The sequence below is a fragment of the Flavobacterium psychrotrophum genome, from assembly GCF_003403075.1.
GTDB lineage: Bacteria > Bacteroidota > Bacteroidia > Flavobacteriales > Flavobacteriaceae > Flavobacterium > Flavobacterium psychrotrophum.
In genome coordinates, this window is record NZ_CP031557.1 from 1,263,423 (window position 1) to 1,286,005 (window position 22,583).

28 protein-coding genes and 3 pseudogenes are annotated in these 22,583 nt (G+C 44.8%); 11 read left to right on the forward strand and 20 right to left on the reverse strand.

The window, feature by feature from the left end:
- The first annotated feature begins 290 nt into the window (after positions 1–290).
- The 7 genes from DYH63_RS05485 to gcvH all read left to right on the forward strand — a co-directional run bounded on the left by DYH63_RS05485 (position 291) and on the right by gcvH (position 4,775).
- On the forward strand, positions 291–515 hold the full coding sequence (locus DYH63_RS05485; protein ID WP_162926936.1) for a hypothetical protein: 225 nt from the start codon (positions 291–293) through the stop codon (positions 513–515).
- Positions 516–590: 75 nt separating this feature from the next.
- Positions 591–920: an ArsR/SmtB family transcription factor gene (locus tag DYH63_RS05490; RefSeq protein ID WP_116787862.1), complete on the forward strand. Its 330-nt coding sequence runs from the start codon at positions 591–593 to the stop codon at positions 918–920.
- A gap of 57 nt (positions 921–977) precedes the next feature.
- The gene (locus tag DYH63_RS05495) at positions 978–1,832 is read left to right on the forward strand and encodes an arsenite methyltransferase (protein WP_116787863.1); all 855 of its coding nucleotides are present in this window, start codon (positions 978–980) and stop codon (positions 1,830–1,832) included.
- A gap of 7 nt (positions 1,833–1,839) precedes the next feature.
- Positions 1,840–2,922, forward strand: a complete 1,083-nt coding sequence (gene arsB, locus DYH63_RS05500; protein ID WP_116787864.1) for an ACR3 family arsenite efflux transporter — start codon at positions 1,840–1,842, stop codon at positions 2,920–2,922.
- A gap of 1 nt (position 2,923) precedes the next feature.
- On the forward strand, positions 2,924–3,694 hold the full coding sequence (locus tag DYH63_RS05505; protein WP_116787865.1) for a metallophosphoesterase family protein: 771 nt from the start codon (positions 2,924–2,926) through the stop codon (positions 3,692–3,694).
- A 1-nt stretch (position 3,695) separates the two neighbouring features.
- A complete protein-coding gene (locus DYH63_RS05510) occupies positions 3,696–4,388 on the forward strand; it encodes a metallophosphoesterase family protein (protein ID WP_116787866.1) in 693 nt (230 codons plus the stop codon).
- A 63-nt stretch (positions 4,389–4,451) separates the two neighbouring features.
- A complete protein-coding gene (gcvH, locus tag DYH63_RS05515) occupies positions 4,452–4,775 on the forward strand; it encodes a glycine cleavage system protein GcvH (protein WP_369692843.1) in 324 nt (107 codons plus the stop codon).
- 171 nt (positions 4,776–4,946) lie between these two features.
- On the opposite strand, the pseudogene DYH63_RS05520 reads toward gcvH, so the two are convergent.
- The 9 genes and pseudogenes from DYH63_RS05520 to DYH63_RS05550 form a co-directional block, all read right to left on the reverse strand.
- Positions 4,947–5,728 (reverse strand): annotated as a pseudogene (locus DYH63_RS05520) (PRTRC system ThiF family protein).
- Positions 5,728–6,075: a prokaryotic E2 ligase family D protein gene (locus DYH63_RS21570; RefSeq protein WP_240409101.1), complete on the reverse strand. Its 348-nt coding sequence runs from the start codon at positions 6,073–6,075 to the stop codon at positions 5,728–5,730. Before DYH63_RS21570 ends, DYH63_RS05520 begins: the two are co-directional and overlap by 1 nt.
- Positions 6,027–6,428: pseudogene (locus DYH63_RS21575) on the reverse strand (PRTRC system protein B); the annotation flags it as partial. The gene DYH63_RS21570 and the pseudogene DYH63_RS21575, both read right to left, overlap by 49 nt.
- Positions 6,397–7,584: a hypothetical protein gene (locus DYH63_RS05530; RefSeq protein WP_116787867.1), complete on the reverse strand. Its 1,188-nt coding sequence runs from the start codon at positions 7,582–7,584 to the stop codon at positions 6,397–6,399. The pseudogene DYH63_RS21575 and the gene DYH63_RS05530, both read right to left, overlap by 32 nt.
- A gap of 17 nt (positions 7,585–7,601) precedes the next feature.
- Positions 7,602–7,820 (reverse strand): PRTRC system protein C, encoded by a 219-nt coding sequence (locus DYH63_RS05535; RefSeq protein WP_116787868.1) that lies wholly within the window; start codon positions 7,818–7,820, stop codon positions 7,602–7,604.
- On the reverse strand, positions 7,765–8,412 hold the full coding sequence (locus DYH63_RS05540) for a prtrc system protein e (RefSeq protein WP_205528284.1): 648 nt from the start codon (positions 8,410–8,412) through the stop codon (positions 7,765–7,767). Before DYH63_RS05540 ends, DYH63_RS05535 begins: the two co-directional genes overlap by 56 nt.
- Positions 8,413–8,417: 5 nt before the next feature.
- A complete protein-coding gene (locus DYH63_RS21230) occupies positions 8,418–8,606 on the reverse strand; it encodes a hypothetical protein (RefSeq protein WP_162926937.1) in 189 nt (62 codons plus the stop codon).
- Positions 8,607–8,653: 47 nt separating this feature from the next.
- Complete coding sequence (locus tag DYH63_RS05545) at positions 8,654–9,697, reverse strand: DUF932 domain-containing protein (RefSeq protein ID WP_116787869.1); 1,044 nt, start codon at positions 9,695–9,697, stop codon at positions 8,654–8,656.
- Between the two features lie 24 nt (positions 9,698–9,721).
- Positions 9,722–10,231 carry a single-stranded DNA-binding protein gene (locus tag DYH63_RS05550; protein ID WP_116787870.1) on the reverse strand — a complete coding sequence of 170 codons (510 nt, stop codon included), beginning with the start codon at positions 10,229–10,231 and terminating at the stop codon, positions 9,722–9,724.
- 1,290 nt (positions 10,232–11,521) lie between these two features.
- Here DYH63_RS05550 and DYH63_RS05555 point away from each other — a divergent pair.
- The 4 genes from DYH63_RS05555 to DYH63_RS05570 all read left to right on the forward strand — a co-directional run bounded on the left by DYH63_RS05555 (position 11,522) and on the right by DYH63_RS05570 (position 15,292).
- On the forward strand, positions 11,522–12,946 hold the full coding sequence (locus tag DYH63_RS05555) for an SDR family oxidoreductase (RefSeq protein ID WP_116787871.1): 1,425 nt from the start codon (positions 11,522–11,524) through the stop codon (positions 12,944–12,946).
- Complete coding sequence (locus DYH63_RS05560) at positions 12,946–13,086, forward strand: DUF2256 domain-containing protein (RefSeq protein ID WP_116787872.1); 141 nt, start codon at positions 12,946–12,948, stop codon at positions 13,084–13,086. Before DYH63_RS05555 ends, DYH63_RS05560 begins: the two co-directional genes overlap by 1 nt.
- The gene (locus DYH63_RS05565) at positions 13,083–14,627 is read left to right on the forward strand and encodes a cryptochrome/photolyase family protein (RefSeq protein WP_116787873.1); all 1,545 of its coding nucleotides are present in this window, start codon (positions 13,083–13,085) and stop codon (positions 14,625–14,627) included. Before DYH63_RS05560 ends, DYH63_RS05565 begins: the two co-directional genes overlap by 4 nt.
- Positions 14,628–14,884: 257 nt before the next feature.
- Entirely contained in the window at positions 14,885–15,292 is a 408-nt protein-coding gene (locus tag DYH63_RS05570; protein WP_116787874.1) for a response regulator, read from the forward strand.
- A 233-nt stretch (positions 15,293–15,525) separates the two neighbouring features.
- Here the strand turns inward: DYH63_RS05570 and DYH63_RS21750 are convergent, their stop codons facing one another.
- The 11 genes and pseudogenes from DYH63_RS21750 to DYH63_RS05615 all read right to left on the reverse strand — a co-directional run bounded on the left by DYH63_RS21750 (position 15,526) and on the right by DYH63_RS05615 (position 22,574).
- Entirely contained in the window at positions 15,526–15,879 is a 354-nt protein-coding gene (locus tag DYH63_RS21750; protein WP_369692844.1) for an aminotransferase class I/II-fold pyridoxal phosphate-dependent enzyme, read from the reverse strand.
- Between the two features lie 54 nt (positions 15,880–15,933).
- Complete coding sequence (locus DYH63_RS05575) at positions 15,934–16,245, reverse strand: hypothetical protein (RefSeq protein ID WP_116787875.1); 312 nt, start codon at positions 16,243–16,245, stop codon at positions 15,934–15,936.
- A gap of 272 nt (positions 16,246–16,517) precedes the next feature.
- On the reverse strand, positions 16,518–16,859 hold the full coding sequence (locus DYH63_RS21580) for a lycopene cyclase domain-containing protein (RefSeq protein ID WP_240409103.1): 342 nt from the start codon (positions 16,857–16,859) through the stop codon (positions 16,518–16,520).
- Positions 16,860–17,006: 147 nt separating this feature from the next.
- Positions 17,007–17,231, reverse strand: a pseudogene (locus tag DYH63_RS21585) (lycopene cyclase domain-containing protein); the annotation flags it as partial.
- A complete protein-coding gene (locus tag DYH63_RS05585) occupies positions 17,231–17,695 on the reverse strand; it encodes a sterol desaturase family protein (protein WP_116787877.1) in 465 nt (154 codons plus the stop codon). The pseudogene DYH63_RS21585 and the gene DYH63_RS05585, both read right to left, overlap by 1 nt.
- Positions 17,696–17,700: 5 nt before the next feature.
- Complete coding sequence (locus tag DYH63_RS05590) at positions 17,701–18,153, reverse strand: hypothetical protein (RefSeq protein WP_240409064.1); 453 nt, start codon at positions 18,151–18,153, stop codon at positions 17,701–17,703.
- Positions 18,150–18,986: a phytoene/squalene synthase family protein gene (locus DYH63_RS05595; protein ID WP_116787878.1), complete on the reverse strand. Its 837-nt coding sequence runs from the start codon at positions 18,984–18,986 to the stop codon at positions 18,150–18,152. The genes DYH63_RS05590 and DYH63_RS05595 overlap by 4 nt, the downstream gene beginning before the upstream one ends.
- The gene (locus DYH63_RS05600; RefSeq protein WP_369692821.1) at positions 18,970–20,421 is read right to left on the reverse strand and encodes a phytoene desaturase family protein; all 1,452 of its coding nucleotides are present in this window, start codon (positions 20,419–20,421) and stop codon (positions 18,970–18,972) included. The genes DYH63_RS05595 and DYH63_RS05600 overlap by 17 nt, the downstream gene beginning before the upstream one ends.
- A 72-nt stretch (positions 20,422–20,493) precedes the next feature.
- Positions 20,494–20,772, reverse strand: coding sequence for a TIGR03643 family protein (locus DYH63_RS05605; RefSeq protein ID WP_116787880.1), 279 nt, complete (start codon positions 20,770–20,772; stop codon positions 20,494–20,496).
- Between the two features lie 70 nt (positions 20,773–20,842).
- Positions 20,843–21,538 carry an SDR family NAD(P)-dependent oxidoreductase gene (locus DYH63_RS05610; protein WP_116787881.1) on the reverse strand — a complete coding sequence of 232 codons (696 nt, stop codon included), beginning with the start codon at positions 21,536–21,538 and terminating at the stop codon, positions 20,843–20,845.
- Entirely contained in the window at positions 21,525–22,574 is a 1,050-nt protein-coding gene (locus DYH63_RS05615) for an FAD-binding domain-containing protein (protein ID WP_162926938.1), read from the reverse strand. The genes DYH63_RS05610 and DYH63_RS05615 overlap by 14 nt, the downstream gene beginning before the upstream one ends.
- Positions 22,575–22,583 lie beyond the last annotated feature (9 nt).

The window sequence follows — 22,583 nt, forward strand, 5'->3', positions numbered from 1 at the left end:
TGCAATCCTTTTTTATCTTTGTGGGAACATATCGAAAAAATCTTAAAGTGTTTTTGCTTTAAGTCTCGGCACTGAAAACTGGTAATTTTTAAAGACTTCGAGACTAAGTAGAGACGCTCACGCCATGGCGTGGGCGCTCGCTTATTCGGAGTCGGGTATACCAGTGCCCCAGTGCCGGTAAGTGTAGTGGCCTGCGCCTTTTTTTTTAACCGGTCCGTCGCAGCTTCAACATTTGCCAATAAACTGATTAATATGTTGGTAGCATGGTAAACTCTTCAACAAAACTTCAGATGAAACTTTCGGAAAGCGATTTTTGTTTCACTAAAAGGATGACCAACTTTTTTAAATTACTTGAATTAGAAACAGTGGAGGATTTAGTGGAAATTCCTTTGAACCGATATTGTTGTTTCCGTGGATTTAAATATAAGTGTAAGGTGGAACTTATCCGTTTTATAGAAATTGAAAGACTTGAATCTTTATTTGAAGGTTTTGAAGTATGGAAAAATCAGGGATAAGAATATTAGGTATTTGGATTATTTTAAAAATTTAATAGCTACTTTTAAAATTTATCGTAATATTGCAATATAACTATGGGATTAACAAAGACAGAAATATTCACAGAAGAACAGAACAGGCTCGCAATAATGCTTAAGGCAATGGCGCACCCTGCACGTATTGCCATCCTGCAATATATAATAAAAGCTAATGCCTGTATTTGTGGCGATTTGGTGAATGAGCTTGGCCTTGCACAGCCTACCATATCACAGCACCTTAAAGAGTTGAAAAATGCAGGGCTGATACAAGGCACCATTGAAGGCGTGAGCATTTGTTATTGTATAGAGCCTAAAGCGTGGGCGAAGCTTCAGGAAGAAGTTGGTGGGCTGTTTTCTTCGTATAAAAATCCTGACACTTGTTGTTAGGTGTTTTTTTACCTAAATCAATCGTAATATTGCAATAAAACAATTAAATTTCAAAATATGGAATATACAGAAAAAGACCTAAAAGAACTGGTCAGAAACAAATACAGTGAAATCGCCTTGCAGGATAAGGAAGACAACCAGGCTTCATGTTGTGGTGCAACAGGATGCAGTACCGAAGTGTACAACATTATGAGTGACGATTACACGAATTTGGAGGGCTACAATGCTGATGCTGACCTTGGATTGGGATGTGGGTTGCCTACCCAGTTTGCAAAAATTAAAAAAGGTGATGTAGTAATCGACCTGGGTTCAGGCGCAGGAAATGATGCGTTTATCGCAAGGGCAGAAACCGGGGAAACAGGCAAGGTAATTGGTATTGACTTTACCGAGGCCATGATTAATAAAGCACGTACTAATGCCGAGAAACTGGGCTTCAATAATGTTGAGTTCCGCTATGGCGATATTGAACACATGCCAATAACAGCTAATGTTGCCAATGTTATTGTAAGCAATTGCGTATTGAACCTTGTACCCAACAAAGATGGCGTTATCAAAGAAATTTACAGGGTGCTTAAACCCGGTGGGCATTTCAGTATATCGGATGTTGTGCTAATAGGGGAATTACCCGATACCCTTAAAGAAAGTGCAGAAATGTATGCCGGATGCGTTTCAGGTGCCATACAAAAACAAGCTTATATGGAACTGATAAAAGCCAATGGGTTTGTAAACATAAGTGTCCAAAAAGAAAAAAGCATTACAATTCCCAATGATATTTTGGCGCAACACCTAAGCAGTGATGAACTGGCAGGATACAAAGACAATGGCGCTGGCATTTTTAGCATAACCGTTTATGCCGAAAAACCAAAAGATACTGATGCCTGTTGTGAACCGGATGCTGTAATTAATCCCTAACCTTATTATGTCTGTAAAGAATTGTTTTCCTGTAGCCGAGCGCAAAAAGCTGGGCTTCCTTGACCGTAACCTTACCCTTTGGATTTTTTTAGCGATGGCCATTGGTGTCAGCGTGGGCTATTTTATCCCATCATCGGCAACGTTTATTAATTCCTATTCAACCGGTACAACAAATATACCTTTAGCAGTTGGGCTCATCCTAATGATGTACCCTCCGCTTGCAAAAGTGAAATATGAGAATATGGGCGAGGTATTTAAGGATACTAAAGTGCTGACCGCATCACTGTTCCTGAACTGGGTAGTAGGGCCACTCCTTATGTTTGTTCTCGCAATTACCTTTTTGGGCGACTATCCCTCTTACATGGTTGGGCTTATCCTTATAGGACTGGCGCGTTGTATCGCAATGGTGGTAGTCTGGAATGAACTGGCAGAAGGAAACCGTGAATATGCCGCTGGCCTTATTGCACTAAACAGCATCTTTCAGGTACTGCTGTACAGCGTGTATGCTTACTTTTTCATTACTGTGTTGCCTCCTTTGTTTGGGATGGACGGATTGTCGGTAAATATCGGTATTGCTGAAATCGCCAAAAGTGTTGGGATATACCTTGGAATCCCTTTTGCAGCGGGCTTTATAAGCCGTTACGCCTTAATAAAGCTAAAGGGGGAAACGTGGTATCAGGACAAATACATTCCCTTCATATCGCCTATTACACTTATTGCCCTGCTGTTCACTATTGTAGTGATGTTCAGCCTTAAAGGTCAGCTTATTGTACAGATACCGTTGGACGTGGTGCGCATAGCAATTCCTCTTGTAATCTATTTTGCCCTGATGTTCATAATGAGTTTCTTTATCGGGAAAGGTTTTGGGGCTGACTACAGCCGTACCACCTCAATAGCTTTTACAGCTACCGGGAATAATTTTGAACTGGCCATCGCCGTAGCAATTGGGGTATTCGGTATCAATTCAGGCGAGGCTTTCGCGGGGGTTATTGGCCCACTTGTGGAAGTGCCTGCGCTTATCGCCCTTGTGAACCTTGCCTTTTACTTCCGTAAAAAATACTACACCAATAAAAACATAAAAACGATTTAAGATGAAAATTGCACTTTTTTCCGATATACACGCTAACCTGCCTGCCCTGGAAGCATTTTTTGCAGACGTTGCGCTGCACAAGCCCGATGCGATTTATTGCCTTGGGGATTTGGTGGGCTACAACATATGGCCTAATGAAGTAATTGACGAGATCCGCAGGCGCGGCATCCCAACTATTGCAGGCAACTATGACTTTGGTATCGGGCGGTCAAGCGATGATTGTGGCTGTGCCTATAAGACAGAAGATGAAAAAGCAATGGGCAAAATATCAATAGCTTATACCAACGAAATTGTTGGCGATGAGCAGCGCGCTTACCTGCGAACTCTTCCGGCACATATTCGTTTAGAATACCAGCTAAACAATGAAAAACTGAATGTGTTGTTAGTCCATGGCAGCCCACGCAACGTAAACGAATACCTTTTTGAAGACCGTGATGCTAAAAGCATGCTCCGTATTATGGAACAGGCAGATGCCGATGTATTATGTTTTGGGCATACCCACCAGCCTTACCATAGGGTATTAAATTCCGGCAGCGAAGATGCCAGCCACTATCGCCATGCCATAAATATCGGGTCAGTAGGGAAACCGAAAGACAAAGACCCCCGTGGTGGTTATGTGCTGCTGCATATAGATGCTAACAGTGCTGTTAACGATAAGGATAGTATAAAAGTGGAATTTATCCGCTTTGAATATGATATTGAAAAAGCAGCACTGGCGGTAGAAAACAGCCCACTCCCTAACGAATACGCAGCAATGCTTAGAAACGGTTAATATGAAAATAGCACTCTTTTCCGATGTACACGCCAACCTTCCTGCTTTTGAAGCGTTTTTGGCAGCTATAGATAGGCAGCAGGTCGATGCGATTTATTGTCTTGGCGACCTGATAGGATACAATATTTGGCCTAATGAGGTAATCAATGAGCTTCGCAGTCGTGGTATTGCAGCCATCAGGGGCAACCACGATTTAAAAAACAGCGGTTATGCTTATGAACTGGTTTCAGAACAAAACAGGCTATTTCTGGCAACCCTCCCGGCACACCTCCGATTAGAATACCAGCTCAACAACGACCATCTTACTATTGTTATGGCGCATGGCAGCACCCGAAGCGTGAACGAATATGTCCTAGAAGACCTTGAAGAAAGTTATGTACTGGATATGATGAAGGAAGCCAAAGCCGATATATTATGTGTCGGGCATTCGCATAAACCGTACCACCGTATTATTAAAGACGGGGATAATTTCCGGCATATAATTAATACAGGTTCAGTCGGCAAGCCCAAAGATGGTAATCGAAAGGCCTGTTATGTATTGCTTACCCTTTACGAGGATAGCTCGTCAATGCATCCCGATACTGTAAGGGTTGAATTTATACGTATACCCTACGATATTGATAAGGCAGTTAACGGGATAAAGGGCAGCCCACTTCCTGATGATTTAGCCGAAAGATTATTAAATGCAAACTAAAATAAATTTCCCGAAAAATTATACTATTCTAAAGAACACACCTGGCTTTCAGTAGAAGATGGTATTGGGACAATTGGCATTACCGACTTTGCGCAAAACCAGCTTGGAGAGATTGTGTATGTGGACTTGCCTAACGTTGGGCAAAACTTCGAGGGCGATGAAATATTTGGTTCTGTGGAGGCTGTTAAAACAACCAACGACCTTTTTATGCCCTTGGGGGGAAAGGTGGTTGAAATTAATAAAAGTCTTCTAAAAAATCCTGAACTTGTTAACTCTGACCCGTTTAGGACGGGCTGGATGATAAAAATTGAATTGAATGATATTGCAAAACTTCCAACTCTTCTTGTTTCCAAGGATTATGAAAAACTCTTAAAAGGAGATGTATAGATTCACTGTTTTTTGAAACCGTATTTCAAACAAAACAACACGCGCCCGCACGGCAAATGCAGCAGGGGTTTCCCCGATGCTGTTACCGTGCGGGCGCATCCGCTTTCAAACCGCAAAAAGGTGTTCCCGACCACAGGGAGGGATTGCCTTTTGCGCCGCCATCCGGGCTAATCAGCCAACCGCTAACGGTTGGCTGCGAAAATTCCCCAGGTTCAGAAAGAAACCCCTCTCAAGGGTCAGACCCTGCCTGAGCAGCTGCCATAACAGGCTGCATCCCATCTGCGATAAAACGGAGTTGATGAACAGATCCTGCTTTTCGAGTGCTTCGGCAAGGGAGCAGCTTGGTAGGTTTTCGGCATCGCCCTGCGTGAGCAATTCCGCAAATTCCTGCGTAACCTGTGGCAGGCTGCCCACAGGTATAAACTTCTCGGATGCAGGCTGTTTGATACTGCCGATGGTGGACAGCATAACCTGCCCTGTGTCCCTGCTGTTGCCAAAATCCATCCAATAGCGGGGCGTATCGGTACGGTGCGTACTCAAATCCAAATCATTTAATATTTCAGCTATCCCGAAACGTGCTGCTGCGGTGTCCACGCAGGAGATATAAATCGCATTCCTGCCTGTTGCTGTAGCAACGGTAAATGATTTTTCTATGGCTTTCCAAGCAGTGCCGAAAAATCGGTTGGTACGGGTAATGAGGGCGGTAGCTTTGGATAAGCGGACTTCACATTCCGCAAACAACTGCCTGCCACGGTTGGCATCGGTAATAATATCGTTATCCCACAGGCTGACCTGAAAGCCTGCGTGTCCTAACTGTTGCAGGCTGTGCGACATCCGTGCCAAGCCCGTCAGCACCTGCGAGCCTGTGCCCCTGCGCCAATAAGGCATACGCTTATAGGGTTGGTAGGGTTCAACAGTTCGGGTGCGGTAAAGTGTGCTTTTTTCGTTTCCATTATAGTAAATTTTTAAGGGTAAGCGGTGTGGCTCTCAGGGTATCGGTAGGGAATGGCTTTTTAGGGGCTGCCATCAGTTCTTTATAGAGGTTAAACAGGTTAACGCCAACGGGGTTGTGTTCGTTGATATGATGGGAAAAATAACTCCCGAAAAAATACCCCTGCCATGCAGTAATAAATTCCTCCAAGGTCGCAGCGGATTTAATGGCAACATTGACGTTACCCATACACACGTTGCCCTTTTGGTATAGGTTAAAAAAGGGGCGTGGAATAACGGGGTTTCTGCTTTCGGTTTGCTTTTGCCATTGAGCGCAAATAGTTGCAGTTCCTTTTTGTTGGCTTTCCATACGAGCGCAGGCAGCGCAACCGTGCCGTTTTGCAATCCTAGGCTTTCGGCAAAGTGTAACTTTTGGCGTTGGGGTTTGGTGTACCATACCACGCTGCCGTTGTCGGACGGGTCAAGGTGCAGCACGTTTGCAGGCAGTATGCCCTCGGGGCGCAGGAATGCCTTTCCTGCCTGCTCTCGGGTATCGAGTGCTTTGGCAAGGCTTTGCGCTTCCCGTACCGTTAACGGGTGCGGGTTTACGGGGCTTCCGCTTTCGTCCATATCGTAAAACTCAATATAGGGGGCGGTAAAACCACTTGCAGTAAATACCACAAGGGCTGCGTTAGGTTGGTATAGTGGGGCGTTTGGTGTCATAATCGTAATTGTTTAAGAGGTAACACAGTTCATTCAGTAGTGGGAACAATCGGCATTCAAAATCAAGGGTATCGCTGTCCTGCGGTTGCCCGTCAAAGAAGCGTTTTAACACAGGCTCCTGTTTTGAAAGGCTTTCGCTGAAAGAGCCGTTAACGGATTGTTGTACATTTTCATACAGCCACCCATCGGTGGAAGCCACAAAACCTACATATTTTTCCATTGTAATACATTCATCATCATCAAAATCGTCGTTCTCATAGTCGGGCAGGCAGCTTGTATCAGCGTGTTTGTAAATACTGTTTTCGGGGTAGTCCTGCCACAGACTGTAAAACTTTTGGGCTATGGCGTGGCATTGTCTGTCCAAATCATCACAGGGCGTAAAGGCTTTGAGCCATTCCTCAAAATGGTCAAAGTGTATTGTATTCCAAATCCTGCGTAACATTGTTTCTCCGTAATGCTGTGCAGCCCGTAACTGGCTTACATAATCGTAATAGTCTTTTTGTTCCCAATCATCAGGGTCATTGGTTACCCACTCGGTAACCATTTCATATTGCCAATACAAAAAACTGTCCTCGGTGTAGTACGGAATATTAACGGTATGGAAGAGGTAGCTGAAAACACAAAGCAAGAGCCGTGCGCCTTTGCGGTGCTTTTTGTCCTGCATCATATAATGTAGGGGTAGCACAGGGATATAAAATAGCGTGTTCCCTGTATAGCAGGTTTCTGTTGCTTCCACAGCAAAACTGCCGTTATCCCCCAATACTTCCAAACCAATGTGTTGGGAATACTTGTCGTTAAGTAGCCGTGCTGCTTCGTGCAGTGCAACCTCCCTGCCATAGGGATAGGCAAACGCTGTGGTATCTACAGGGATTATATTATAGTGTTCACACAGCAGTCGAAAACTGCGGTAAAAGTCCTCCTTTTCATTACCGACTGCCAATGCCTGCCCCGTGTGGTGTGGCAGGAAACGGGTTTTCAGAAAACCATAGGCAGCAGCCCCACAGGGGTTGAGGTCGGGCGGTCGGCAAGCACCTCGGCGGTGTCTTTCCTGCGTTGCAAGACCATCAGGAACTCGGCTGCGTTTTTGTGCAGCAGCTTTTGCCTTTTGTTTTGGGGCAGCCGTAACTGCCCCGATAGTATCTTTTGCATAGTCCATAACGTTAGGTTTTATACTTATCCTTTTGTTCCCATAGTCGTCTCAAAACGGTACTGCACGGTATCGCTCTTAATTTCAGGGCCGACGGTCTTGGCAGTCGTTAGTGTCGGGTAGGTGTTCGCATAGAAATTCATCACGGCTTCCACGCTCCATTTCGGGTCGGGGTCGGTCAGGGTAAACTCATTCCCCTTGTCTTTCATCAGGAACACCCTCGGCAGTAGTGTGGTCTGTAGCATCTTGTTCGGTTTTAGGTTCAACATTCGTTATATCGGTAGCAGGCTGTCCTGCGTCAAACAGGTCGGGGCTGAATTGAGCCGACAGGCTCGCCCTGCGGTTGCGCAGTTCCTCGGATTTGTCGGGGAACTCGGAAGTTTTGGGAACTTTTAACCACGCTTCCCTGAATTTGCCTGCGGCTTCAAGTTTGTCCACCTCCGCCATAATGCCTTTGTATTTCATTTCCTTGATTTCCTCGGGCGTGGTAGGCTTGTCTGATTTATCGGCTTTATCAACCTTTTCGGTTTTCTTCTTTTCCATCGCAGCATTTTTCTTAGCAGCTTCCTGCCCTTTAAGAAACTGCTCCATATTAACGAGCAGTTTAGAGGTTTCGGCAACAGGCGTGGTAATGGCATCTAAAAAGCCCTCACACAGTTCCTTTGCGCTACCCCTTAAAATTAAGGGCGGTATATGGTTTTTGGCAGCATCCCCACAGCCGTCGTTTTGCAGCAGTACGGAGGTGGTCAGTTGCTCCCCGTCTTTTTTGACGGTAATGTTCAGGCAGCCCTCGAACGGGATGGCTGCGATATGGGCGAAAAAATTTGTAACAGGCATGGCGTTTATTTTTTGGGTTTGCGTTTCGGTTCAGGGTTGCTTTCTATTATATGCCTGATAAGGTTCAGGGCGGTTGTGGTGTCAAAGGCATCGGCTGCGCTCATTGCCACGTGGTCAAGCCTTTCAAAAATGGGCAATACTTTTTTTAGTGTGGTTACTGCCTTGCGTTCTGTGGTGGGTGCTAATATGCTCATAACATTGTATTTTATGCTGCACCGCTTAGCGGTGCAGCGGTTAACTATCAGTTGAATTGCAGGGCAACCGCCCCGTTTTTAGAGAAATCTCCGCACAGGTCAAAGGCTTTCTGCACCCTTGCCTGTGCCGTACCGCCAAGGCAGATACTTTTAAGTTTATCCTCGCCCGTTTTAAAGCTGCGTACATTTTGGTAGTAGCCCGTAACAGCATTGTAAGCACCGAAAAGTGTGCCTTTGGTGGTTACAAGGCTTTGGGTATCGTCTGCCATAGCGTACTCGAATGCGGCATCACAGGCATTTTTATACATCGTTGAAAGTTCCTCGGTAGCCCCTTTCTTTAAAAGGTTGTAGGTTTCTTTGTTCGGGCAAAGTGCCAACTGTATCAACTGTTTTACTTGCTTATCGGCAATGCGCACGTTAGCCCACTCGTTAAAAATGCCCTCTAACTGTATTGACAGGTTATCGGCAACGCCCATAACTTTGTGCGCCTGCTCCAAACGTTCTTTAGCCCCTGCGGTGTGGCGTATGCGTACCACGTTGGTTGCGGTTTTCAAGGCTGCATTCAGGGTATTTTGGCAGACGATACGCACGGGTGTAAAGGCTGCGGTTATTGAACCACTGCCATCGTGGGAGGTGGTCAGGAAAATGTACTTTTCGGTTACATCGTCCCCATTGCCCACTCGGATGTAGCCGGGCAGTTTTGCGGTTATAAATATGCGTTCCCCGTTTCCGAGTGCGCCTGCGGTTTCATACAGTATGCCCTCGCCACCGCCTACAATGGCATCGAAAAAGGCGAACGCATCGGCATTCTGTACAATTTGGTAGTCTTTGCCGACCACGCCAAACACGGCTTTGGTATCGGTGCGCATGGTGGCATACTGGTCGGGTACGGGATAGGTATCGAATAGCCCTGCGCCCCTTGCGAAAATTGGGGCTTTGGCTACCTCATAGTCCAAGCCTGCAAACGCTATGGCTTCACGGCTTGTCGGGTAGTTCTCTACTACCTGCCCAAGCCCGTGCCATACGGTTTGTTTTACACTCATAAAGGCGTGTTGTCCTGTCTGCTCATTAAAACTTATATTATGTGCCATGATTTCAGAATTTAAGGTTAAGTATTAAAATGGCAGGTCATCGTTGGGTACTTCGCCATTGGGCAGCGTTTCGGCTTCGTACACGGTTGCTGCTGCTGCATTGGCAGGCTGTAGCGGTTCAGCATTTTGCAGAGGGGCTGTGTTCGCTGTTTGGTTTACAGGCTGCTGCGGTTGCTGTGCCTGTTGTTGGGATTGCTGCTGTCCTGCCTGCGGTTCGGTTTCGTTTTTACCGCCCCCGTGCAGTTTAATGTCGGTGGTTGTGAAGTTCAGCCCTGCTTTAGGCTCTCCATCGTTGCCCATCCACGCACGGGCAGACACACGCCCTGAGAGTTCTACAAGGCTGCCCTTGGTCAGGTACTGCGCCACCCCTGTAGAAAACCAATAGGCACAGTCAAAAAATTCTGTTTGGGTCACACGTTCCCCGTTTTTCGCTTTATAGTCGTGGTTTACGGCTACTGAAAAACTCACTACACTTTTGTTGTTTGACAGGTTGCGCACCTCGGCATCCCTTGTCACTCTTCCGATAATTGTCATAATCGTCCTTATTAAATGATACATTCGTTTTGTATCTTTCTCCAATCCTCATTCGTGGCAGTCCTGCCTCGCTTGCGCTCCGCATAACTTTTTCCCAAAAGAAAACCGGAAAAAGAAAGCAGGTAAACAGTGCGGGTAAAGCGGGAAAACAAAAGGAAACGGAATAAGTCCCAACGGGTGGGTTTGTGAGTGTGCGAGCAAAGCCATTATGCCGTAGTCTTTTGCTTTTTCCAACGTGCTTTACCCGCAATACATTAGCTGCCTTTTACCGGTTTATCTTGGGAAAAGTTTTCAAACTTGTTACTCGAAAATGAAGTTGAGTATTAAGACGTTGAATAGTACACTTCAGCTTAGGGTTAATATTAATTAGATAAAAATGATGTTACTGCTAAAGTTATCATAGGTTGCAGCCCTGGTATAAGCGTACGGGCTGCTCTTCATATTATTTTCGTTATGCGAACCCTTGTAAGGGGACTAAAGTATAAACCAATAATAATATAGGACGCTTGCAGATAATCGTCCAGTTACATTCGAATACGACTATATGGATCAGCAGGGGATTTAGTTAAGGGCATGCGGAGATTAGATTGTAAATTTGATGAAAGGTCCAACGCCGGATAACGCGCATGTGTCAATGATTTGCCCTTTAGAGAATACCGAGCGTATATTGAACTGATGTATTTTTTAAGTTAGTATATTGATTACCCTTTTGAGTTCTCAGCTTTCATGATCATAAAAAAAGTCACGAGTATTTGGGACTTTCATTTAAAAATACAAACGGCTGTACTGACGGGATGCGATTTTTAATTACAGCTTTTATAAAAGTATATACGTGTCCCCTCGATGGTAAACCATTTGCTGCTCAAAAAAATTACTAACTTTTTCACAATTGTTATCGTTGCAACACTTTATATGAAAGCTAAACAGTAATTTTAGTCAACACCACGCAAACGGGGAGATGCACATTTTGATCACAGTTGGCGTCACAGCAACACCGTTTGTAGTTAGTAGGATGGAGTCTTAAGCAAACAATTTTCTTGTCCCTCAGCAGATTACAATTTCCAGATTCATGGGGAGACCGTTACTCGTGAAGTTGATTATGTAATGGCAGTGCTCCGAATACGTGCTATAAACCTGATCGCTCCGAGCCGGATTGCACATGACCTTCCTAAAATTTCTGGTTGTATACCTATTAAAGATAAAATAAAACGAGAAACTCATCAACTTCATGAATACTTCATCTTGTCGGGAAAATCCCTTAAATTGCAATTAACTTATACCTGTCGTATTATGAAAATACTTCTTACCGGTGCAACAGGGTACATTGCCCAAAGGCTGCTTCCCGTACTTTTGGAGCAGGGCCATGAGGTGATATGTTCCGTACGCGATGCGTCGCGATTCAATACAAGGAAATACGGAAAAAAGAGCAACCTCAGGGTTATTGAAACTGATTTCCTGGATAAGGCTAGCCTGGATTCCTTTCCAAAGGATATTGATGCTGCATATTACCTGGTACACTCGATGAGCTCGGTCGGCGAGTTTAGCAGCAAGGAAGAAATGTCCGCACGTAACTTTATTGAAGCGATCGATGCGACAGCGGCAAGGCAGGTAATATACCTAAGCGGTATTGTGAATGACAGACAGCTATCCAAACACCTGGCTTCCCGCAAAAAGGTTGAAGAGGTGCTTAATTCGGGTAAAGTGCCTGTAACAACATTGCGGGCAGGTATCATAGTGGGTTCCGGTAGTGCATCTTTTGAAATTATCAGGGACCTGGTAGAAAAATTACCTGTAATGGTTGCACCCAAATGGATTAAAACCAAGTGCCAGCCGATATCCATACGTAATGTAATCGAATTTTTATATGGCGTGCTGGCTAAAGAGTTTGCATTCGGGAATCACTATGACATATATGGCCCGGACATTTTAACCTATAAGGAAATGCTTTTGGAATTTGCAGCAGAACGCAGGTTGAAAAGGCGTATTATCACCGTGCCCGTCATGACGCCAAAACTTTCTTCATACTGGTTGTATTTCGTGACCTCTACATCCTATGCATTGGCTAAAAACCTTGTAGACAGTATGAGTGTTGATGTGGTAGCTAAGCCAAACGATTTAAAAGATAAACTAGGTATACAACCCATATCCTACAGGGAAGCCATACGTATCGCTTTCGATAAGATAGAGCAAAACCTCGTACTTTCAAGCTGGAAGGATGCACTGGGTGGCACCTACTCAAAGCAGATGGTGAAGAAGCAGTTAAAAGTCCCCGAATTTGGGGTATTTACGGATAAGAAAGTGCGTAGAGCCGAGGATACTGAAAAGGCACTCAACCGTATATTCGCTATTGGTGGATCCTCCGGCTGGTATTACGGCAACTGGCTATGGGAGTTCCGTGGTTTTCTTGATAAGCTTTTCGGAGGGGTCGGGCTTAATCGCGGGCGCACTAATGCATCCTCTATCGTCACAGGAAACACTATTGACTTCTGGCGGGTAATTTATGCCAGCCGTGACGATAAAAGGCTTTTGCTGTATGCTGAAATGAAAATGCCTGGCGAAGCATGGCTCGAATTCCGGGTAAAAGGAGATAAAGTGTATCAAACGGCAACATTCCGTCCCTTAGGAATAGGCGGCAGATTGTACTGGTACGCAGTGCTGCCGTTCCATTATTTTATTTTCAACGGTATGATCAATAAAATTGCAGCAAACGACTGATGAAAGGTATAAAGAAGCAACACCTGCCCCAGAAGATATGCCCAGTTTGCAACAAGCCGTTTGCTTGGCGTAAGAAGTGGGAACGTAACTGGGAGCAGGTAGTGTATTGCAGTAAAAAATGCAGCGCAGCAAAAAGATGAAGAAAAAATATAAAACGTTACGGCTGATTTTAGGCGATCAGCTCAACAGTAAGCACTCCTGGTATGCATCTAAAGATGATGCAGTACTGTATGTACTTATGGAGGTACGTAGTGAAACAGATTATGTTTGGCACCACATACAAAAAGCCTGTGCCTTTTTTGTTGCCATGGAAGTTTTTGCGGAATACTTAAAATCAGAAGGGCATGAGGTACACTATATTAAGCTGGATGATGCTCATAATAAGCAAAGTTTTGAGAAGAACTGCGATGCACTTATACAATCCCACGGAATTGAGTGTTTTCAATACCAGCTGCCTGATGAATACCGGCTGGATAAAGCCTTGGCATCCTATTGCAAAAAGGTTTTTATAGATACAAAGGCGTTTGATACTGAGCATTTTTTTACACAAAGGGGAGAAGTAACAGCATTTTTTGAAGGTAAGAAGCTCCTTTTAATGGAGAATTTTTACAGGCACATGCGTAAAGAGCATAATATTTTAATGCAAGGTACTGAACCCGAAGGAGGACAGTGGAATTACGACCAGGATAACCGTAGGAAACTACCTAAAGATCATAAGCCTTTGCCTCCATTATTACTTCAAAATGATGTAACATCGCAGTATAAGAGAATCACAGAGGCTAAAATAAGGACAATAGGTTCTATAACTCCCAGTGATTTCCCGTGGCCTGTTGACCGCAAACAGTCACTTGAACTGTTGTATCACTTTATAAATAATTGCCTTCCGCTTTTTGGGACATTTCAGGACGCCATACATACTGAGGAGTGGTACCTGTACCATTCCCGTTTGTCGTTTTCCCTGAATACCAAGATGCTATCGCCACATGAGGTTATAGCGGCAGCAATTACTGCCTGGGAGAGTAATAAGAAGCATATCTATTTAAATCAGGTTGAGGGTTTTGTAAGGCAGATTTTAGGGTGGCGGGAGTACATGCGAGGTATTTACTGGATGAAAATGCCTGAGTTTGCTTCACTGAATTTCTTTAAACATACACGTAAACTGCCAAATTGGTATTGGACAGGCAAAACCAAAATGAACTGCCTGAGGCATGCGATTGAACAGTCACTTAAGGGTGCATATGCCCATCATATCCAAAGGCTTATGGTTACCGGTAATTTTGCGTTATTGGCAGGTATTGCACCTGATGAAGTCGATTTTTGGTACCTTGGCATCTACATTGATGCAATCCAATGGGTTGAAATAACCAACACGCGCGGTATGAGCCAGTACGCCGATAGTGGTATTACAGGCTCTAAACCTTACGCGGCAAGCGCCAACTACATTCATAAAATGAGTAACTATTGCGAGGGTTGCCATTACGACCGCAAGGAGCGCACAAGCGAAAATGCCTGTCCGTTTAACAGCCTGTACTGGGATTTCCATGACCGCAACATAAAAAAACTGGAAAATCACCCCAGGCTTCGCATGGTGTATAATTTATGGAATAAAATGCAGGCCGGCCAAAAGGAAGAGATACTAAATAGGGCAGCGTATTGCCTGGAAAATATTGAAATTCTGTAATGTAATATTAGTCACACTTCAAATGTACAAAGTTACGTTAATGTAATTTTTTCTGCTGTTGGGAAATCGTAGCTTTACTAAAAACCCGCACCTTATGGAGACGGCTAAACCGCATAAAACAGGTTGGTATAGACATTATTTTGCGCTGTTAATGATAATAGCGGAGCTAATCTTATTTATATCTCTGGTGGTGCCATTATCCATTGTAGCGCTGTCGCTACTGTTACGTAATAAAATAAGCACTCCCTCACCTCACTATGAACACTAAAGGACCGATTGTATTAATAGAGGACGATGCTGAAGAGGCCGAATTGCTTTGCGAGCTTTTCAACAGTATTAGTCCTGACAATGAACTTATTGTCATCGATGACAGCCGTAACGCTTTGACGGTACTTACAGGCTGCGAAAAGCCGTTTATTGTATTCAGCAGTATAAACCTAAATGCTCTTAACGGCCTACAGCTTCGCGAACGGATACTTGCAGACACCACACTCGCACGTAAATGTTTCCCTTACATCTTATACGCGGCGAGCAGTAATGATGAAATGCTCAAGCGTGTTTACGATGTGCAAGCCAGTGGTTACTTCCACGGTATTGCCGATTACAATGCATTAGGGGAACGGCTATTAAATATCGTAGAATACTGGGCCAGGTGCGCCGTATAGTCCCCGCGCTGCTATCATGAGGGTAAAAATGATAGTCCGTCCTGATTATTATTTCTAAAGTGATTCATTACTTGTCGCCTTACTGAGGCAACAACTGATATCAGCCCATAGCAATTCTTAACTTTAATGATTGTTGTATAAATTGGCTATTATCCTTAAAGGGTATCGGTTAGCGCACTACTCGTAGCATTAACCATGAACTTATATTTGCAAGGCAATAGCATACGTTGCAATTACAGCATTTTATTGAAGGCCAGCAGCAATTTTCCAAGGCCTTCTTCCAGTAACGGGCGTGGGCACGCAATATTTATTCGTAAAAAATTTTGGCCTTCATCCCCGTACATCGTCCCCGGATTAACCCAAAGCTTATGGTCCTGTAATAATTCTGAGGCAAGTGCTGAAACGGGCTTTGACACTGAGGAACAATCCAACCATACAAGATAGGTTGCCTGCAAGGGCGTGACATTTAATTGTGGTATATGCTTTTCTACAAATGTTTTCAGATATAAATAATTATCATAGAGGTAAAGCTTTAGTGCGTCCAGCCACTGTTGTCCACTATGGTATGCGGCAATGAGTGCTTCGATGGCAAATGGCTCAGTGGAACGATAGCATTGACATCGGAATACCTTTCCAAAGCCTTAAAGCATTTCGCCAACCCTCTCAATAGATTTACCAACCAACTTTTTTGACATATCTTCCGGGAAGCGGTCCCAATTTTTCCGGACATACGAACAAAGTTCATCTTTGGACCTGTAATTCTGAGGTGCTTTTTGAAGCAGCCATTCTATCCGCTCCACATTATGCAGGCTCATCAGCCCATGCTCTTTAAAGAACCAATTTATAAATGTAAGGACATCATGTCCATTTGATACATTTGTATTGTCATCGTTTCCCGGAATTGCTGTTGGCCTCCAATTATAATTATATTTAAGGGACTCTTTTTTTATCATAATCCAAAAAGCTAATTAAATTATTCAGTCGCAAATTAGCCTATTTCTAAACTGTAAAGACGTATTTATATTTTAATTAACAAAGACCACATGTCAGATATACTTTAAACGGCGCTTTGGAAAAAGTCATTCTTCAGCGGGGCACCCCGTCACTTTTGACAAGAGTTAAAAGGTAATTGATTTGAAAATCATCAGCAGACCGGCTGCGTTGCGTGGGTATGCCCTGCCATTAAAGAAATGAATGTATTTTTATTTAATTTTTAAAATGTTTTTTAAGATTTGTGGACAGCTATTGTAAGGGTATTTTTTCCGCGTATAGCATTGAACACCATTATATTCAAAAGCACCAGTACATACCCGTAGGCAAAGTCTTCCAATGGTATGGTGAGTATTCGGTATCCGGTAATTGCAGACGGGGTATAGTTTACCACAGGGCTGTCGAGACCGGTACCGGTCAATACCCCGTTTACTGTAATAAATCCCGGCATCAGCAGCAGGTAAGCCAGGGTCAGCTGCCCCAGGCCGTTGCACTTCACTATCCTGTTCATTATAATTAATGTAAGAAACAGCACTATTGCTGTAAATGCGGTATATAGTTCGTTGCTATACTTCAAAAGTGAGAGGATTGCCAGAAGGCATCCCGCCACTGTTATTCCGTTGTTATATCTTGCCGCCCAACCCCAATTGAAGAATTTGTTGAGGCAATAATGCGTGAACACACATGAGAATGGGATACAGACGAAAAATAAAATTTCCTCAATGGGCAGTCCCGCTATACGCAAGCCCATGATGTACTTATCATCAAACCACCAAACGCCTCTCGCCGTAAACCAAATATCCCATATTATGAACGGTACGCCCACAGTGACCGACGCTAACAGGAACGCCCCGAAATACCTGTAGAACCGTATTTTCGGGTGGAAGGAAAAGGAAAAGCAGATTATAATTGTAAGTATGTTGACAATCAGGTACGTGTATTGGGCCATTACTTTTGTTTTTTGAAGTACATTTTAAAATATTTTATAGGTACCCACAGAAAACCAAAACACTCGCCGTGCTGTTTACCGGTATGCTTGTGATGCTGCTTATGGGCCCTGCGAATGGCTAAAAGATATGGGTTTTTAGTGTTTCGCAGGAATTGCAAACGCTGGTGTATAAAAATATCGTGTACAAAAAAATACGCCATGCCATAGAGGCTCACACCCGCGCCAACATAAAATACCGGGCTGAACCCGTTACGTACACCAGTGTACATCATCAAAATGGCGGGCGTGGCGAATATCAGGAAGAAATAATCGTTTTTCTCAAGGTTGCCCTTGTTACTGTGGTCGTGATGGTCGCGGTGTAGCGCCCAAAGCAGTCCATGCATCACGTACTTGTGTATCACCCAGGTCAGGCCTTCCATTATAAAAAATGTTACCGCCACTATTATAAAATCAACTATGTCCATATCGGTTATTCGTATATTAGTTTATCAGCCATCCGTTGCAGCGCAGGAGAAGTAATCTTTGCCCTGTTAGCATTTATAAAATCGCGGTCTTCCTTTATGTTGCCGGTATATCCAAGTATCGAAGGTGCATTATTCTGCACCGAGAGCCGTATGCAGCGTACTTCTACATCGAATGGCTCCTTTTGAACAGCAGCCTCTATAGCTTGCCTGCCGTTGTTGAATGACTCAAGCTTTTTCAACGGGTTGAACGCATGCTTTGCCCATATGGCCTGAAATCCTCCCAGGTATGCCTGCTCAATGGCATTTTTAGTTTTTTTTTCGAAACGCTCGATCATTTCCCTGCATAACTCCTTATTTTCAACAGCCCTGGCATAATTCAGGCGTACTTCCTCCAGGCCATCGGTGGTATGGTCGGTCGTAAAAGTAAACCACGCTATCAACACGTACACCGCTTTCATACTGCAGCTATTTTGTATTGCACGTAACTGGACATCATTAACGAAAGCTTCCTGCTGTTAGGAATCCGTATCCTGGATTGCAGTATGTGGTCTGCCGGAGTTTTCTCAATTTTAAGGAAGAGTGATATGTAGTAGCGGTAGGCGAGATAGACGCCAAACCGTGAGGTGGGGGGCAACATCCGGATGCCTATCAGTGCCCGCTCAAAATCTTTACGGATATCGCGCTCAATTTCCTTTTTTATAGCGTTATCAAAATTACGGATGTCGACATTTGGAAAGTAAGTCCGTCCCAGTTCGAAGTGGTCGTCGCGCAGGTCTCTCAGGAAATTTACCTTTTGGAAGGCTGCGCCAAGGCTCATCGCATAAGGCTTAAGCCGTTCATAGGATTGCAGGTCGCCGTGAACGAAAACGTGCAGGCACATCAGCCCTACTACTTCAGCAGAGCCGAGTATGTATTCCTTATAAAGCCCTTCATCGTAATGTTGTGGTTCCAGGTCCATCTCCATACTCCTGAGAAATTGGTCTATAAGCGGTCTGCCAATGCTATAGGTGCTGACAGCTTGCTGGAATGCGTTTAGTATAGGGTTCAGCGATATTCCTTCTTCAAGGGCCTCATCGGTCTGTATGCGTAAACGCCGTAATAATTGCACCTTGTCGTACCCATGAAAGCTGTCCACAATTTCGTCGGCGAGACGTACGTACCCGTATATGGCATATATGGCGGGGCGTATGGAGGGGCTGAGCGCCAGGATTCCGAGTGAAAAACTGGTACTGTATTTTTGGGTGGTAAGCTTGCTTACCTGTTGCGATAATTCGTCAAACAGTTTTTTCATGGAATGTTTTTTTTGCTTTTAAAATTTCATTGGATACTATTTTTCCGGACAGGATGGACGGGGGGACACCGGGTCCCGGAACTGTCAGCTGTCCTGCGTAGAACAGGTTTTTAAGTTTTTTGTTTCGTAATGAAGGCTTTAGCACCGCGGTTTGCCTGAGCGTGTTGGCCAATCCGTATGCGTTCCCACCGAAGGCATTGTAGTCGCTTACAAAGTCGCTGACGCAGTAGCTTTGGCAAAAGTCCATCTTTTCTTTCAGCCCGGGAACGCCAATACGGGATTCAAGCCGCTCCAGCATTATATCCAGGTATTTTTCACGTTGTGTTGTGCTGTCTTCGATACCGGTTGCAAGGGGCATGAGCAAAAACACATTCTCATGTCCGGGTGGCGCTACCCCCTGATCGGTCTTTGATGGGCAACATACATAAAATAACGGCGCTGCGGGCCAGCCGGGGGTTTTGTATATAGCATCGATATGGGCATCCATATCCTTGTCGAAAAACAGGGTATGGTGCCCCAGCCCTGGCAACGTGGTGGTAAAGCCCAGGTAAAAGATAAGGCATGACGGGGCGAAAGTCCGGCTTTCCCAATATTTTGGCGAGTAATTACGATGGCCGGTTTGCAGCAGGCTTTCCGCATGGTGGTAATCGCAGGCCGCAATGACCGCATCGAAGGATAGTTCATGTCCTTTCAAAACAAGCGAACTAACCCTGGAACCTGATGCGTTAATCTTATCGACAGGGCTATTAAAATGAAACTGCACACCCTGTTCCAATGCAATTTTCACCATGGCATCCACCAGTTTGTAAAACCCGCCTATAGGGTAGTGGGTGCCCAAAGCATACCCGCCGTAATTCATGAGGCTGTATAGAGCCGGGATATCTTTTGGTGCTGCACCCAGGAATATCACGGGGAATTCCATAAGGGCGATTAGCCTGGGGTTACTAAAGTATTTGCGTACGTAGCTGCTGTAATTGGTAAGCAGGTCCATGCGCAGTGCGCTCATCGCAATATCCGGTGTGGCAAATTCCAGCCAGGAATGACAGGGTTTTTCGACGAACTTTCCCATCCCGATTTTGTATTTATACGCTGCGTCCTCCATAAAGCGTATAAATTTCGTACCGGCACCCGGCTCTATTGATTCAAATAGTATTTCCATTTCGTCCATACCTTCAGGCAAAGAAATGCTACTCTCGTCAAAGACCATTTCAAATTGTGGGTCCAGGCTGACGAGCCTGTAGAAATCAGAAGCAGTATGCCCGAAGTCATTAAAAAAGCGTTCAATGATGTCGGGCATCCAATACCAGCTTGGGCCCATATCAAAGGTATAGCCTTCGGGGGTTGTAAACTGTCGTGCCCTTCCGCCGGGGCTGCCGTTTTTTTCAAACACGTGCACTTCATGGCCCTGCCTGGCGCTGTAAGCAGCTGCCGACAAACCGGAAATACCGGAACCGATTATGGCTATCTTCATATTATTTTATCTAAATTTGATTGTCTGCTTTTGTATTTACCTTTTGGATATTCTATTACCTGTAATCTGTCGCTGCATGCTGCTTTTAAACCGGTTTGTGGTAACCGATATTTTAGCTGCGTGTTTTGTTCGCCGGCCCGCTACACGTTCGCGCCAACGGGTGTAACTGCCCGATTTTAATTCCTTTCGCATCAGTTGCCTTACCTGTGATTCATTCAGTCCAAACTGTAGGCGAATGGCTTCAAAAGGCGTCCGGTCTTCCCATGCCATTTCAATGATCCTGTCGGTTTGCGCCGGTGTGAAGTCTTTGCTCATAATGTATACTCTTGCTAATATATGGGTAAAAATGATAGGTTTTCGCACGTCCGGGCGACTTCCGCTTTACTTATCTCATTATGGAACCCAATCCGCCATTGATCCCTAATACCTGTCCTGACACCCACGACCCGTCCAATAGCAAGTAGCAGGCGAGCTTTGCTATATTTCGGGCATTTCCAATGGATTGCAAGGGGTGCCGCAGTGCCCCCGAAGTAACTTTTGCCTCGGTATTGAGCAGGTGGGCAGCAAGTGGGGTATCTGTCAGTGAGGGGGCTATAGCATTCACCCTTATTTTTGGTGCAAATTCTGCAGCAAGCGCCTTAGTGAGTCCCTCTATTGCACCTTTTGCCATGGCAATGCTCACATGGAATGGGAGTCCGTTCTGGGCGGCCACGCTACTGAATAATACTATTGAGGGTTCGCTTTCCAATAGCGGCTTGTATTTCTTCACAAATCCAAAGGCCGAGCGTGCGTTGAGGTGCCAGTCGCGGTCAAGGTCGGTTTCGGATAGCCGTTCTACAGATTTAAGTGTGATACTGCCCGGGCAGTAGACCAAGCCGTTTATTGCGGTGTTGACTTGCGGCAAGGCCTCTGTGGAAGTAAAGTCGTATGCCAGATGTTTATAATGCGGTGTACCTTGAAGCGGCCCCGGTGTACGGCTGATACCATAAACAAAGTAGTTTTCCTGCACCAGCAACTTGGCGATCTCAAGGCCGATGCCACTGCTTGCTCCAGCAATTATAAATGTTTTAAGCGGCTGCATATTCGGGATATTTTTTTGTTATTGCTTTAAAATACTGTGAAAAGGAGGGATAATCACCGGTTACATCGGGCGCGAGCCAATCCCGGGGTTCAACCATTGCTCCAGGATAGTAAAAAAGAGGGTGTTCCTTTGCCAGGAACCGGGCATCAGGATATTCAAGAACCAGTTCTGTAAAGCCGCCAGCGTAAATTTGGATGCCTGTAATATTTTTTGCAAGTTCCAATGTGAAATTCAAAACGTTGCTGCTAACGGGGTACCGTTGATAATGCGAAGGATCCAGTAGTAACACCCTATGGTAATCGCTCTTATCATGCCATATAGGATCTAAGTTATAGTTGTTATAGAGCAATACCGGCTGCTTAGCCTTCAGCACAGGCATGGCGGTTTGAGGCAATACTGTCCTAAATTCGACTTCAGCCTGTTTTGAAAGTGTCTTAACGTGGGTTAATTCCGTGAGTTGTTCGTAGCTTTTGTCCAGGAAGCTGCCTTCCTGATGTGTTCCGGTAAAAAAATTAATGTTTTCCTGATTGGCAATATAGCGTTTTCCGGTAAGCGCACCGCCGACCCATCGCCATGAAAAATAATTGCTGGCCCAATCGCCGTCCAGCAAGTGGTAATACATCCATTGTGCCGGAAGTAACTGACTGAAACCGGCCATGAAACAAATTGAAGCGGTATAGAGGCGCAGGTGGTTGTGCATATAGCCCGTTTTGTATAAAGTCCTGATGCCATTATCTATTGCTTCAATACTTGTAGATGCCGTGAGCAGGGCTTCCGGAATGTCTGCATTTTTAATGTAATGTAACGGGTAGAAAGCTGTGTCCGGGTCAAACTGCAGTTTCCTTTGGAAATATTCCCTCCAAAGGAGCTGTTTCAAAAAAGGCATGCATTGGCTTCTGCCATAATTATTTAGAAGCGTTGTATACGCTTCTTTCGATGTAATTACGCCCCGTGAGAGATAGGGCGAGAGTCCGGAGACACTGCCGTATGTAAAATTGCGTGTACCGGCATATCCTTCCGGGTTGAATTCTGACAACCGGTTCCG